Source organism: Oligoflexus tunisiensis, from assembly GCF_001748245.1.
Lineage (GTDB): Bacteria > Bdellovibrionota_B > Oligoflexia > Oligoflexales > Oligoflexaceae > Oligoflexus > Oligoflexus tunisiensis.
The window spans coordinates 4,882,569-4,897,177 of sequence record NZ_BDFO01000001.1 but is presented as its reverse complement, the minus strand read 5'-3'; the positions used below and the strand labels follow the sequence as shown (position 1 = coordinate 4,897,177).

Here is a 14,609-nt window from a genome sequence, read left to right as displayed (position 1 = left end):
TGCGGTCAACGGGTGGAATGAAAAAAGGACCCGGGAGTCGGGTCCTGGTCAGGACATTTGGCGTTCAGCGGCGGGCTCAGTGGGCCTGTGCCTGCTGTTGTTGCTTCTTGAATTCGTCTTCGCTGGTTTCCTGCTGACGGGCGGTCTCATAACCGCAGGCCTTGTCAGGTGCCATTTCCAGACGTGCGGTATCATTCTGGCAAGCTTTGGCCACCAGAGTCCCGGCTGTCATCTGACGTGCGTCGCGCAGGTGTTTCAAAGCCTCCTGGCCGTCCGGCTTTTTCGTGTCGCCTTTGACGGAGCAAAGCATCGAAGCGGCCAGCATGATTTTGCTGCAGGGGTTGGGTGGATCCACGGCGATGGCATCCTTGTGGTACTGCACGGATTTCTTGATATCACCGCGCACATCGAAGAGCCAGCTCATCAGAAAGAAGTCAGGGATCAGGCGGTAGAACATGCCGAGCGCATAACGTGCGCTGCCTTGCAGTGATGAGGACTCTGCAAAGCGATGGTTGTATTTGGAATTCACAACGCCGAGCCAAAGCGTTTCCACCTGCTTGGCTTTTTTCAGTGAAGAGAAAATGCCATCGATCGAGGCGATCTTGCCGATCATCGCGCCCAGGAACAGCTGACAGATGGGATGATCCGGTTTCTTATCTATGCATTTTCCTGCTGCCTTCTGACCGCGAACAAAAACGCTGCGGGCGTAAGGCAGATCCTTTTCCTCGGTGTAGGAACCGCCGAGCTGGAAGGCTGCATCCGCCACCATCCACTGTCCATCAAGCCACGCAGGTTCCCTGGTTGACATCGACTCGATGAGTTCGAGCTGACGTTTCATCACCGGTTCCGGCATGACGGTATTTGCATATTTCTCTTTATTGGCCGTCCATTCCTTTTGCTGTTCCGGATACTTTTCCATGGGCTTGTAATCGACCGGGTACGGCTCGTACTTATCTGCCGCGGTGCTCAGACCACTCAGGCCAAGACCCAGAGCCAGCATGCAGCCGGTCCACACGCAGCGTTGTTGGGCAAGAAACGTCATGAAGAGACTCCTTTCGCACAGAAACATGGAGCGAACAGAGCTGCTATCGGCAGAGGTCGTATGAATGTGAGGATGGATTAGGGCTTTCCTCAAAATTCAATGGATTCAGCTTGGTAGAGCAGCGTTTGAGGGCTTTTTATCGTTGGCAAGGGGCTCGCGGCCCGGAAAGGCTTCTGCGTGTTCGGTGCTTATGTGTGTCACGTTGGATCCTTGAATCATGATCGGGTGATCATGATTCCAACGAAAATTTTCCGGGCGTAAGAAGCGGCAAGATCAGGCGTGAAATGCGCCCTTTACTTTGTTCTTGTCTTTACTGACACAGCGTATTATCAGTGGCCATCGGTCTGATGTCGGCTCCAATCCTGCCTCCCTCCTGGCTTTCAGCAATACGAGTTCATTTGAGATCCCGGATGGAGGAGTCAACCGTGACGTTCCGTATCGTGCAATTGGTCCTGTTCTGCAGCAGTTTTGTGTCGACGGCTGCGCTGGCCAATATCGTAGGTTCCGACCTGCAAAACTTTGTCCCTGCTTCCACAAGCGTTGATGGTGTCACAGTCAACAACGCACTGACCCTGGGTCAAGGCCGCTTTGGACTTGGCCTCTTTGTCGACTACGCGACGAACACCCTGCCTTATTTTAAAGAGGAAGACGGCACCACCCGGGATCGGGAAAAGGAATTCAATGATGCCGTGACCACGCTCGACCTTCAGGTGGCCTATGGTCTCACCAACTGGTGGGATATCAGTGTCGCCGCTCCCTTTATCGTCGGCCAGCAGGAAGGTGAGGATGACGAACCTCATGGATTCTATGGTCGCAAGGGTCTGGTCGGCTATCGCGTTGGCACCAAATTGCGCGTGCTGGAAGTGGGTCCCTTCGCCGTTGGCGTGGTGGGAACCGCCGCTTACAACCGCGTTCAGGACAATCCCTATTCGCAAAGAAAATGGCCTTCCACCAGCCTGGAACTGGCCACCTCGCTCAACATGGGCCGCTGGCTTCTGACGGCCAACGCCGGCTATCGCTGGCGCCAGGGCGAGCCGGGTGAGACGATTCGGGAAGACCTGCCGGTGGAACGCTTCGGTGATCAGGTGATCTACAGCGCTGGTGCAGTGGTGCCACTGGGCTCGACCTGGGCTGTGCTGGCCGAGGTTTATGGTGCCCGCAATTGGGATGATTTTTCGGAAGAATCACCCCGCGCGACGTCCATCAATGAGTCGGTGCTGGGTCTTCGCTATGATGTCACGCCTGAGATTCAACTGCATCTGGGTGGTGGCGCGGAAATGCAGCACTCGATCAGCAGCGCGGACCTGCGGGCTTATACCGGCATTCGCTGGACCATCGGCGCAAAGGAAACGGCGCCGGTGCCTTCCATGGCGCCTGCTTCTGCTCCCACTCTGCAAAACGTGATGCCGGTGTCCCTGACAGCCAGGCCGGATGCTGTGATCGACCTGGATGATGTGCACTTTGGTTTTGATTCCTTTGAAGTCCGTGATCCCAAGGCTGCTGAAATCATGCAGCGCCTCTCGGAACTGATGCGCCTGCATCCGGACATCGACCGCGTGATTGTCGAGGGACATACCTGTGATATCGGCAGCGATCATTACAATATGAAGCTGAGTGACCGCCGGGCGATAGCCGTCGAGAAATGGCTGGTCAACCGCTATGGTATCGATGCGAAGAAACTGCATTCGATCGGCTGGGGTGAGTGGCAGCCGAAAGTCGCCAACGCCGATGCGGCCAGTCGGCAGCAGAATCGGCGGGTGAGTTTTAAGATCTACTTCCAAAAAAATCAACCGGGTGAAAAAGTCTACGAGGCGCGGAGCAATTTTTGATCGGTCGGCGTCGAAGCCGCCGTTGATCGGTCGGCGTCGAAGCCGCCGTTGATCGGTCGGCGTCGAAGCCGCCGTTGATCGGTCGGCGTCGGAGCCGCCATGGATCGGTCGGCCTCGGAGCCGCCGTTGATCCGCTTAAGGGGCTCACGCCCCTTTTTTTATTGGCGGGAGAGCCGGGCGATCTGATCGATCACCGCCAGATCGAGATGCGGATTCGCAGGATCCGGGACCGTGGAGGTCCAGGCGAAGTCGGGGTGATTCAGGCGTGAGTTGAGGATCCATTCCCCGCCGATGATGCTGCCGTGCCTCAGCTCCAGCACATAGTCGAGCTTCAGGATTTGGCCGGTGGCCAGGCGCACATTCGAACGCACTTTCATAAATTCCGTGGCGTCCGGATTCCAAAGATAGGAACTGGCACTGGCAATATTGGTCAGAGCCCGCGCTGTACCCGGGTCGATCACCTCGACCGTGCTGCGATACCCCTCGACCGCAAAGTTCCAAACCTCATCACCCGCCGTATGATCAATGATGAAAGGCTGCTTGTGCTTGCCCAGCATGTTGCCGAGCAGTACGTGGAAGGCACCGGCATTCATATCCCGGCAGCCCGGGGTGGTGACGCGTCCGGAATCATCCACAATCGGTTGGGTGAAACAGCGGCCGCCCACCAGTGTCACAAATCGGGTTCCCTGCCATTTTTCGATCAGAAGGGCCTTGATGTCATCGACCGTAAAGAGCTGGCCCTGGAACCATACCTCATGGAGAGGCGGATGCTCATTGATCCCCGCCGCAGCCAGCCCATTGCAATGCCCCGCCCAGTCCACATGTCCCTGTTTGGCGACCGTCTCGGCCTCCCAGGCCTCCGCCGCCTGTCCTCCCATGGCCCGATCGTATTTCCGCATCGCTCCGATCGTTCCGCCTTCGCTGAGCGGATACCAGTTGCTGTTCCAGACGAATTTTTTACTATCCCCCGTGGTCGGCAGCTCCCGCGTCAGGGTTGTAAAATTCACAGGAACACCAAGTCGGCTGACGTCATTGATCTCGTCGATGGCCTCGTGGGCCTTCGACGGCGGTTCGGCCGAACAACCGATCACCAGACTGATCGGCAAGAGAACGGCAAGAGAAAGACGGATGCGAGACTGAGAAAACACATGCTTCATGATTAAACCCCCGATTATCCCTGGCGAGAATACTCCCCCCTCTTTAATTCTGTCGATCGGGTGTTAACCCCAGGTATAATGTTCGCACTAGCCAATTGGTACCCCTTTCTCCTTATAATGGAAAAGGAACATGGAACACCCCGAGACGAGGAAGCTGCTGATGACTCGAGATCCCGTTGTTGCGGCTCGCAATATTGTGAAAGAGCGTTTTCCTGGTGCTGTCTGTGCCTTTGCCCGCAGCGATTGTCCGAAACACGAGGAGACGCCTTATTCCGTCCTATCGATCGTCGTGATCATGACCCGGGTTCAGACTGCGTTTCGTGAAAGTCTGCGGGTCGATCAAATTTCAATGGAGGTATTCGTGCACGATCCAGAAAGCTGGGATTACCTGTGTTTGAAAAAGGATCGCGCGAAGGGCGACCCTTCGGTGGCGCAGATCGTGGCTCAAGGCGAACCCTTGCTCCAAGGCAGCGCCATGGCGGGTGAAATGCAGCAGCGTGCCAAGGCTGTACTGGCTGCCGGCCCTGAGCCTTTGACCGCAGAGCAGGTGCAGGAGCGGCGTTATCAAATCTCCGTCCTCATGAATGAACTGCGCGCTCCCCACGGTCACGGTGAAGCCATGGGCAGCCTCAGCGTTTTGCATGAGACGCTGGCGGATTTCTATCTGCGCGGCCGTGGTCTTTGGTCGGCGCGCGGAGCGAATATTCCGCAGGCGCTGAAGGAAGCCGATGCGGACTTTGCCACCCGCTGGCGCCGGGTCTTTACCTCCGCCTTCATGGGCGATCGCAGCAATCTGATGCGGCTGGTGGATGAAGTGCTGGAGCCCCATGGCGGCTTTCTCTTCGATGGCCATGTGCGGCATGTCCCGGATGGCTGGAAGCAGCAGCCGGTGGCTGGTTGATAGGCGAAGGGCTCCCTGGAGAGCCCTTTTTGATTTCAGGATAAGGCTGTGAAAAAATCAGGGCTGACCGTCAGCGGCCAGCCCCTTGAGATGCTTCTATCAACGGCAGAAGATTATGCTCCATGGCCATGGATACGGACATGGTTCAGGTTCGGGAACAGGAGTCGGTGTTGGAGTCGGCGTTGGAGTCGGTGTTGGAGTCGGTGTCGGTGTCGGCGTTGGTGTCGGTGTCGGTGTCGGCGTTGGTGTCGGATCCGGAGTATTCGATGGATCCGAAAAGAGGAAAACGTTCGGCGAATTCCGGCCCGGGTTGGTCACCACATTGCCTGTCGCGTTGCCCAGGATATCACGGGTTGCTTCCTCGGGGGAAGCTTCCGGTTCGTTTTGCAGATAAAGAGCCACGGCACCCGCCACATGAGGACTGGCCATCGAGGTTCCGCTGATGGTGTTGGTCGCGCTATCCGAGCTCGACCAGGCGCTGGTGATTCCATCGCCCGGTGCAAAGATATCCAGACAGGTTCCATAATTGGAGAACGAAGCGCGCGCGTCGGTTTTGGTCGTGGCGCCGACGGTGATCGCTTCCTTCACACCGGCTGGGGAGGAGCGGCAGGCATCCGCATTTTCATTGCCGGCGGCCACCACGAAGGTAATTCCGGCATCAATGGCTCTCCGCACAGCCTGGTCGAGCGAGGTGGAAACGCTGCCGCCGAGGCTCATGTTGGCCACTGCAGGGAAGACCGCGTTATTCGTCACCCATTCGATCCCTTCGATCACATCCGCGTTGGTTCCGCTGCCATCACAGCCGAGAACCCGCACAGGGTGCAAAGTCACTTTTTTCGCCACGCCATAGGTCGAACCCCCAACGGTGCCCGCCACATGCGTTCCATGACCATTACAGTCTTCTGAACCACGGCCATCGTTCGGAGCGCCGAAGCCATTGCCGATGCGACCGGCAAACTCCTTATGCGTGCTGCGGATACCGGTGTCGATGATATAGGCATGCACACCCGCGCCGGTGCTTCCATACTCATAGACCCCATCGCGTCCACTGCGGGAGTCGATGCGATCGAGGCCCCAGGTGGCGTTGCTTTGCGATGCATTTGCATACACATAGTAGTTGGGTTCCACCCAATCGACTTCCGGATCGTTCAGGATGTCCTGCAGCTGCCTGGCATCCGCATTCACGGTGGCTGCATGCAGCAGTCTTTCATAACGCTTTAAAACCTTCACCCCATAGCTGTTCTGGATGCGTTGGGATTTTTGCAGAATAAGACGGGGGTTGATGGTGCGAGCTGAAAAACCGTCGTCCTCACCTTTAAAATGAACAATGTATTGGTTGGGAACTGCCTTGCCCCTTTTGGAATGGAGCAGCTCCGCTGCCTGTCCTGACCCGCTGCTGGCGATGATGAGCAATAAGCTCCCGATCAAGCGCATCTTCATGCTTGTGCCTCCAACTGGATTTGAAACGTGCAAACTCCTTTCATCATAGAGGCAACCATGGGGTGTTGGTCAAGTGGCCAACGTTCAGTATTTTTCACAAAGAACAGTTTCCTGTCTTCACCTTGATGATTCACTTCACTCGCAGTGACGGAACGCTCAGGCAGGAGGATAACTAAAAATAATGGCGACCATGCGATCCTTTTTGCCTTTGATGGGAATCGTGCAGGGGCCGGTAAACTGTCTGATGCGCGGCTTTGCGCCCGTGGTGTAATGAAATTCCATGCGCGGAGCGATCGCGCGAATAATCAGACTCGTGGGTTGCAATGCGAAGATTTCGCGATCCTCACCATCAACCTTCGCCGCTTCCTTGTAAACGATCTGAAAGCCCAGGGATTCGAAACGATAGGGTAAAACCAGATCGAATTTCAAGGGCTTGCCCTGGCGTAATGATGCCCAGTGGCGCAGGATCAGATTATTGAATACTTTGCCGTGATACGCGTTCGGTTCCCAACGAAGTGTTCCATCTTTGTATTTCTGTGTGGAATCTTCACGGTATTTGATGGACATCACATCACCCTGGGTGACGAGTTCCGTTTCCTCGCCGGTCACCGGATTTTTGAAACGATACGATTCCACGCGAAGATGCGTGCTGTTATAAACGACATTTTCGTATTGGACTTCTTTTTTATTCTGATCGTAATACCAGGTTTCCTTGCGGGTTCGCGGACCATCCTGGGTGATCGTTTCGGTGCCGCTGAAGAACAGCTCCCGATTGTCCAGATCACGGACTTCAAAGTCGATGCGATTGACATCTTCCATTTCATAGGCATGCAGACGGATGGGCAGAAAAAGGGCAAGAGCCAGCAGGCCGGCGCGCTTCATCGGGGCTCCTTTCTATTCAGATGATGAATCATCTTAACGCAGAAAAGAGTCGGACCATAGGCAAAGCCTATGATCCGCATGACGATGACATGGGGTGTGGGATTCCCATTTAAGCAAGAGCAGACAAATCAGTAACATTTCTGGTAGATGAAGCGGAATGCGACGCGATCCAGCGAGCCTTTCGACTGGTTTGCATAGCGACCCGCGTTGCCTTTGGGTGCCACGCGCACAGCCGTATTCAAAGTCAGACTGCGATCATCGTGGCATTCACTCCACACCAGGTTCGAACCATTCAGCGCGCGATCAAACGTATAGTTCTGTTGGCTCCAGACGGGACCCAGCGCTTCACTGTCCGATAAGAAGGAGTCGCCGTCCCCAGAGAAGAAGCCATTCACTGTCGCCACGAACTGATCGTTTGGTGCCAGCTGATACGTTCCCCAGGAGACCACACGTTCCACCGCGTAACGATAGCCAGGGACATCCAAGTCCAGGGTTATCGCACAGTTTTTGCGGCTCTCTTCGATGCTGATGCCGGTGCCTTTGACAACTTTGATGTTGTAGGCATGGTTCAGCTCCACGGTCAGCCATTGGCCATCAAAACCATAAGGAATCTTCTTGCCATTCTGAATCGGGCAGCCGCTGCCGTTGGTGGAGACAGAGGTGATACGAGCCTCGGCGGCCAGAGCCAGAGAAGACAAGGACAAGGTTGCGAGCACAGCAAAAACGTTCGATTTCATGGGTGATCTCCTGAGCAATGTTCCTGAAAGCAGTTTTATCGCGAAGCCATGGGAAACGGAAGACGTTCACAGTACAAAGTGTTCTGGGAACTCAGCTCACAGAACAGGGGGTTCTGTGACGTAAGGAGAGTCCTGGAGGGCGATTGAGGGGAATTTTGAAAAACGGAGTATTTTCAAATGTATTTCAGTATTTGCTTAAGCTTTCCGCGGCTTCTGCCGATAGCCTGGTTTCCAGGGTAAGATTTCGAAAGCTGGGGAAAAGCTCCCGATTTCTTAGCTTTTATGATGCAAGGGCCTGGGTTTGACCAGGTCACTATCGGGCGGAGCCCGTGGGGGGAGACGCGATGAGTATCGTAACCCAAAGATTTTTCAAGATTTCTTTGGCCGTCGCCTTGATCTGTCAGGCCCGTGCTGGAATGGGCCAGGAGGAATGGACACCCGAGCGTGTCCTGAGATGGCCGATAACGGATGAGACCTTTGATCTCAGCCAATTTATTCAAAATCTTCAGTCCGTTCCGGAGGCCGCTCGCTCCGAGTGGCTCCACGAGGCCCTTGAGGCCGGTTTTATGCCCGGTTTTCTGCGCCAGCTGAAGGAAGTTCGGTCACGGCATGCCGGGCATGAATTGAGCTTCTGGGTGATGCCCGATTATGTGGCGATCGGCGATAACGAAAGCTATCTGCATGCGCCGATCAGCGGCCGCGATGCCCTGAGTCTGGCGGCCAGCTGGAATATGTATCTGCCGACCCGGAAAATGGTGGATCTTATCTATCAGCAGGCCGGTGTACGTCTGCCCTCCGTGTGGCTCGACATCGATCAGATTCACGATCCGATACGCCTCTGGATCGACCATGAGGAACGTCTGGACCCGGATCTGCAAAGGTATGCGGTCCGCTCAGGCTGGCTGCAGGCCGGTCATAAGAAGGATCTGGTCATGACCCCGCGTTTGATCCATCGTCAGGACCGGGCCGCCATATATGGCTGGCAGGGAACGGATGGGCGTCTTTTGCAAAATCTGGCCACATCCATAAGAAATGATTATTCCGATTACAGCATGGGCCTGCGCCTGGTCGCACCCTTCTGCCTTGTCGATGGCCACTGGATGCTTCTGGCTGATGTCCTGCGGAGTCCTGAGCTGGCTCCGCTGCTCAGTGATGAGGGAGCCTGGGATGTGGATGAGCTGCTCAGGCTTGATCCGCTGCCTGTGCCCCCACCACGGCGTCTGCCGCCCAACCTTTTGGTGCAACATTACCCGTAAAAGGTGATCGGAGACCATTCGGTCGCCTTAGCATTTGTCCCGTTTTAAGGAATCCGGGCAGCGACGCTCCGCTGCCGGGTTCCTCTTTTCTTAGGCGGCAAGGGCGTGCTTCCGCTCCGGAACAATGTTCTGCGCCGGCAGCTGAATGACCAGGGTGAAGCGACGATGCTCGGAGGTGCCTCCCGGCCCACCCAGCACCAGCTGCAAGGTGCCGCCCAGATAGGCAACAAAGGCCTTCACAGCCTCCATGCCCACACCGCGGCCGGAAATTTCCGTCACTTTTTGAGCGCTCGAAATCCCTGACACAAAGATGAGATTCGCGACCTGATCCTCGCTGGCGTTCGCTTCGATCAGATGTCGTTCCAGACCCTTTTTCCGTAGCACGGCCATATTCAAACCCCGGCCGCTATCCTGATAGGAAATGCGGGTGGTGTTGGCCTCATGCTCCAGGCGAATCTGAATGTGGCCGAGGTCCGAATCGGTAAAGCCATGATCCAGACTGTTGCGGAACATGTGCACAAAGATGTCCTCGATACGATCCTGGCCCGCCTGGTCGAGGTAAAAGTCGCGGCCTTCGATCATCACCGTGGGAGTCTTCTTGCCAAGCTGAGCGGCGAGGCTGGACAGGGAACCCACGACGGGTTTCAGCAGCGTGCAGAAGGTGCTGGCATTGAACTTGTCCAGACTGGAGAGCACGTGGGCGAGCTGCGTCCGGCTTTCCTGGGAAACGATTTCCAGCGTGGGACCCATCAGCTGGAACAGACGCATGAGGCTGGCTTCGAGTTCAGCCTGGTCCCCACGTTTCAGGTTTTTATCATGCACGGTTTCATAGAGATTCAGCTTGTTGTGAATGCGTTTGATCATGCCCTGAATGTAGGTTTCATTCTCTTTTTTGAAGGTTTTGGGATCAAACGTGAAGAGTTCCGTTTCGACATCGTGCACAATACGCGAAATTTCCATGAAACCATAGGTGCGGGCGTTGCCCTTGATCGTATGGATATTCCGCAGAAGGATGTGCCACTCAAAGTCCTTCTGCCAGTTCTCCAGGATGCGGCTGCAATGGTCGAGCTGACCGCGGGAGGATTGGAGGAAACGCTTGAACTTGCTGGCCGGAATTTCCAGGATTTGACCGATGATTTCCAGCTCGTGCTGTTTGGCTGCTGCCGCCTCTTCCGCCTTTTTCACGGCCGTGACATCGCGGATGGCGGCCAGAACCTTTTGCACGTTGCCGTCATGATCCTCGATGGCGGCCCAATCGATTTCCAGATGCTTCGCCTGCTGCGCATGCTTATAGCGCAGCTGCCGGGGCAGAAGATGCAGGTTTCCTTCAAAGCTCATCACGTCCTGCCCGAAGGCAAAGGCGATGGCGGTGCGAACCTGCGATTTCATATCGTTCGCCAGATCGGATTGATCGAGCAGATATTCGAAGAGGGATTTGCCGGCGAGACCCTTGGTCCCGATGATGGTTTCCAGATAGCGGGAGTATTGCGCGTGGATCGCTCCCTCACTGTCGATGGTACAGATCCCCTGGTGGATGCTGTCGAGCATCACGCTCATGCCCTTGGTCTGAGCCCAGAGTTCCTGGGTCCGCTCTTTGACCTGACGCTCGAGTTCGACATTCATGTTTTCTGTCACACGGCGTGCTTCAATCTGCGCTTCCAAAGCCGCTTTTTGGGCCCGACGGATCTGACGGTTGATTTCGTTGATCTTGTCGCTGGCGCCGATCGCCATCAGGAGCACCTGAATGCCGGTGCCGATTTCCACACAGTTCACCGTGATGAACGAAACCGGCAGGACGCCTATTTTCTGCAGGCCATAGATCACCGAGGCGACGATCATGGAAATCCACGACAGGAGGAAAAAGCGGGCCGGCTTATAGCCATGACGCAGGGTCATGATGCTGCCGGCCAGGATCGTGATGCTGGTGCAAAGGCCCACCACGATGTAAGCCTTGAGGTAAATATAGGGCAGAAAGAAGGAACCCACGCAGCAGGCCGTCAGGGCTGTCATGAAGAAATAAAAGACCTTCTGCAGGCGCGGGAAATCCTTGATCGGCAGGAATTTGACCGTTGCGAAGGCCGCAGCCAGAAACACCAGAGGCGCGGTGAAGGCTGACGCCTGGTTGCCCCACCAGATCGATTGCGGCCACAGATATTCAAAGGCCACACCGTTCATCACCAGTTTGAAGATCAGAAGGGAACTCCAGTACCAGCTGAGGCAGAAGTACTCAAAGCTGCGGGCACCGGCGGCCATGAGCAGATAATAAGAAATCATGATGAGCATCAGGCCGATGAACGTTCCCTGGATGAGCTGACTTTCATGATCCTTGCGCATCACGGCGGCTTTGGTTTCAAAGGACATTTTGAATTCCGACGCCCCAAGAGTCTGCAGGCGAACAAAGAATTCCAAAGGCTCCTCGGCAAGGGGGACTCCAAAGTGAAAATAGCGGTGTTTCAGATCGCGCTGTTCAAAGAGCTGGCGATCCCCCGAAGATTTGTGCATCCATTGGCCATCTTTTTGATAGTAGACATCAACATGATCGACCAGCGGGTTTTCCATGACGAAGTACCATGGACCCTCCACCTTGCCGTCGGTTTGAGCCTGGAAGTGAAACCAGTAGGCGTGACCGGTGAAGCCATAATTGGGGATCGCGCGTTGCTCGGGCGTGTACTGACCATCCCATAAGGCTTGCCGCGCCTGTTCAAACGTCATTGTGCGGGAGGTGTCGACGAGGGTATCCACACCCTGGCCGATGGGAAATTCGTCGGCATTCACCGTCCAGGTTGCGGCGGCAAAGGCGGTCGGCATGACTAGGGTTAACCAGAGGATTAGCCCATGTTGAATCCAGATCATTAAAGGCTCCTTAGGCTGACCCATGCCAGTCGGCCCTTTTCAACGTTTATCATCGAAAAGCGTAATCGGCAGGGGCCTTGAATTTCCTAGGAGCGAAATCTGATGTTTTGGATATGAATGTGATTGGCCTCTTAAGTCTCCAGGATCACAGTGCTTTTATCTGAGAAATCACACCCATAATCCCATCAATAATGAACTGGATGGCGATGGCGGTCAGGATAATACCCATGATACGGGTCACGAGGTTGATCCCGGTCTGTCCCAGAAAGCGATAGAGATGCGGAGCGCTCTTAAGCAGAAAATACGTAGCGACAAAGACCAGAAGTATCGCGATCAAAAGCAGGGTGGTCTGCAGCGGGCCATGGATCTGGGAGGATTGCAGAACGACCGTTGAGATGGAACCTGGTCCAGCCAAAAGCGGGGTGGCCAAAGGGAAAATGGAAATATCATCGCGGGCGAAGGATTCATTTTCCTCTTCAGTCTTCACGCGTTCACGATGGGCATCCAGCTGGGCAATGCCGAGGAGCAGAAGGAGGATCCCGCCTGCAATACGGAAGGCGGGAATGGAAATGCCAAAAAGGCGAAAGATGCCTTCGCCCGTAATGGCAAAAACACAAAGGATTACGGTGGCAATGCCACAGGCTTTCAGGCTGACGGCCGCGCGTTCATGGGCCGAGTAACGATCCGTAAGGCTCAGATAGACAGGAATGACAGCCACGGGGTCGACAATGGCAAACAATGCGGTAAATGTGGACGCAAAGGTCATAAGCGAGGTTTGTAAATCCACGGGGCCCTTCCCGGTAAGGTGATGCACGCTTCAGTCGACAAGCATATCAGTCTTTGGCTCCATCGGAAAAGGCTTTTGCTCGGGTTCTTCCCCTCTTTGTGTCGGACGGGTCATGGTGAGCTGAGCGGCGGTCAGAAGTCCATGCTGAAAGGCGGCTTCCGCATACGATAGGTAGTAACGCCAGCTGCGAATGAAGCTCTCGTCAAAGCCCAGGGCTTTCACTTCCGGCAGATGACTTTCAAAACGCTGCCGCCAGGCATTGAGCGTGCGCGCATAGGACAGGCCAATGTCCTCGAGGCGGCGCACGCAGAAGTCCGCTCGTTCACTGGCTGCATGCAGAAATTGGGAAAGCGAAGGCGTAAACGCGCCGGGACTGATATACTTACGGATCCAGTCCGCACCCGCGTGATTTTCCGAACGAAAACGCTCGGGTGTCAGCAAAAGCTGGTGCACCATGATCCCCTGGGGTTTCAGGAGTTCATCGCAGTGCGCGAAAAAACCAGGCAGTTCCTGGCCGTCGAGCGCATCAATCAGTTCGATCGAGACGATGCGATCAAAGCTGCCACGGACGGATCGATAGTCGAGCAGGGCTGGGAAGACGCGCTGCTCCAGGCCCATCTCGGCCACCTTCTGCTGCAAATAGCGGTGCTGTTCTTCCGAAATGGTGACCGCTGTGATTTTGCAGGGAAAACAGAGCGCCAGATACAGGGACAGGCTGCCCCAGCCGGCGCCAAGTTCCAGAATGTGATCACCAGGTCTTATTTTCAATTCCTGGGCAATGCGCCGATTCTTGCGGAGTTGCGCAGCCTCCAGATTTTCCTGGCCCTCGAAAATGGCGCTGGAATTGGTGAGGGTGGGATCGAGCATCAAAGCAAAAAACGACCGCTCCAGTTCATAATGGGCCGCCAGTGAATCACTGAAGCCTCCGGGACGGGCGTGATCGAGCATCGATTGGATTTGCTGAACGCTCTGCAGGAATTGAAAGAGCGGATGATCGCCGGCATCGACGCGGCCCAGGGCATCGAGTTGATCAATGTTCAACAAAAACCAGCGAATCAGTGCGACCAGGTCAGGTGAGTCCCAGTCGCCGTCAACAAAGGATTCCCCGAAGCCCAGCTCACCGTGTTTCATGAAGCGCATGAAAAATCGCTCGTGGCGAATTTCCATCTCTGCTTGAACTTTTTTGCCAAACCCGAAAGAGTAGGTGTGAGCGTCGCCGTGGACTTTGAGAGTCAGATGTCCGCGCGTCATGGATTGAAATTTTGCCAAAACCGCGCTTTTATAAAGGTTGCTCTGATAAGTTTCCCAACGTCTGAGAGTGCGGGGTATCAGTTCTTCCATGCGAACCTCCGCTGGCATGCTGGACGGGTACACCATAAGCCCTTGAAATCCTGAGCCGGGCCCAGTTTTGTTTCAGGTCCTGCGATTTCATGGTTCTGGGCAAAATGGCGCCGATTCCCTTATATTTTCATGGGGCTTGCGTTAAGTAAAGAGTGGACTTAAGTTTTTCAAAAAGGACGCCGATTCGCAAAGAAAGGAGGGTGTTCTATGCTGATTGTTTCCGTTGTTACTGGTGTGGTACTTGCTGGAGTCGCTTGGGTAGCTGGTGAAATCGCCAAACTACAACCCGCCCCACAACCTGCCAAAGCACCCGCCCGCAAACCGGGGCGGAAGTAATTCACAACTCAAGCATAATTGTTTGTATAGGGCCCGTACAGCAGATGA

11 protein-coding genes are annotated in these 14,609 nt (G+C 55.2%); 3 read left to right on the top strand and 8 right to left on the bottom strand.

Features of this window, described 5'->3' with window-relative positions; genetic code table 11:
* Positions 1 to 76 precede the first annotated feature (76 nt).
* Complete coding sequence (locus tag OLTU_RS20225; protein WP_141734563.1) at positions 77 to 1,042, bottom strand: hypothetical protein; 966 nt, start codon at positions 1,040 to 1,042, stop codon at positions 77 to 79.
* A gap of 425 nt (positions 1,043 to 1,467) precedes the next feature.
* Here OLTU_RS20225 and OLTU_RS20220 point away from each other — a divergent pair, with 425 nt between their 5' ends.
* Complete coding sequence (locus tag OLTU_RS20220) at positions 1,468 to 2,871, top strand: OmpA family protein (RefSeq protein ID WP_176736795.1); 1,404 nt, start codon at positions 1,468 to 1,470, stop codon at positions 2,869 to 2,871.
* Positions 2,872 to 3,029: 158 nt separating this feature from the next.
* Here OLTU_RS20220 and OLTU_RS20215 read toward each other — a convergent pair whose 3' ends face one another.
* Complete coding sequence (locus tag OLTU_RS20215) at positions 3,030 to 4,028, bottom strand: hypothetical protein (protein ID WP_141734561.1); 999 nt, start codon at positions 4,026 to 4,028, stop codon at positions 3,030 to 3,032.
* A gap of 160 nt (positions 4,029 to 4,188) precedes the next feature.
* Here OLTU_RS20215 and OLTU_RS20210 point away from each other — a divergent pair, with 160 nt between their 5' ends.
* Positions 4,189 to 4,929: a hypothetical protein gene (locus OLTU_RS20210; RefSeq protein WP_141734560.1), complete on the top strand. Its 741-nt coding sequence runs from the start codon at positions 4,189 to 4,191 to the stop codon at positions 4,927 to 4,929.
* A 99-nt stretch (positions 4,930 to 5,028) separates the two neighbouring features.
* On the opposite strand, the gene OLTU_RS20205 is transcribed toward OLTU_RS20210, so the two are convergent.
* From OLTU_RS20205 to OLTU_RS20195, 3 genes are all read right to left on the bottom strand, one after another.
* On the bottom strand, positions 5,029 to 6,369 hold the full coding sequence (locus OLTU_RS20205; protein WP_141734559.1) for a S8 family peptidase: 1,341 nt from the start codon (positions 6,367 to 6,369) through the stop codon (positions 5,029 to 5,031).
* Between the two features lie 156 nt (positions 6,370 to 6,525).
* Positions 6,526 to 7,251 (bottom strand): hypothetical protein, encoded by a 726-nt coding sequence (locus OLTU_RS20200; RefSeq protein WP_141734558.1) that lies wholly within the window; start codon positions 7,249 to 7,251, stop codon positions 6,526 to 6,528.
* 128 nt (positions 7,252 to 7,379) lie between these two features.
* Positions 7,380 to 7,988, bottom strand: coding sequence for a DUF4360 domain-containing protein (locus OLTU_RS20195; protein ID WP_141734557.1), 609 nt, complete (start codon positions 7,986 to 7,988; stop codon positions 7,380 to 7,382).
* Positions 7,989 to 8,332: 344 nt separating this feature from the next.
* On the opposite strand from OLTU_RS20195, the gene OLTU_RS20190 reads away from it, so the two are divergent.
* Positions 8,333 to 9,244 carry a hypothetical protein gene (locus OLTU_RS20190; protein ID WP_141734556.1) on the top strand — a complete coding sequence of 304 codons (912 nt, stop codon included), beginning with the start codon at positions 8,333 to 8,335 and terminating at the stop codon, positions 9,242 to 9,244.
* 90 nt (positions 9,245 to 9,334) lie between these two features.
* Here the strand turns inward: OLTU_RS20190 and OLTU_RS20185 are convergent, their stop codons facing one another.
* The 3 genes from OLTU_RS20185 to OLTU_RS20175 form a co-directional block, all read right to left on the bottom strand.
* The gene (locus OLTU_RS20185; RefSeq protein ID WP_176736794.1) at positions 9,335 to 12,097 is read right to left on the bottom strand and encodes a 7TM diverse intracellular signaling domain-containing protein; all 2,763 of its coding nucleotides are present in this window, start codon (positions 12,095 to 12,097) and stop codon (positions 9,335 to 9,337) included.
* A gap of 145 nt (positions 12,098 to 12,242) precedes the next feature.
* Positions 12,243 to 12,884 (bottom strand): MarC family protein, encoded by a 642-nt coding sequence (locus OLTU_RS20180; RefSeq protein WP_141734554.1) that lies wholly within the window; start codon positions 12,882 to 12,884, stop codon positions 12,243 to 12,245.
* A gap of 30 nt (positions 12,885 to 12,914) precedes the next feature.
* On the bottom strand, positions 12,915 to 14,225 hold the full coding sequence (locus OLTU_RS20175) for an SAM-dependent methyltransferase (protein WP_176736793.1): 1,311 nt from the start codon (positions 14,223 to 14,225) through the stop codon (positions 12,915 to 12,917).
* Positions 14,226 to 14,609: the final 384 nt, after the last annotated feature.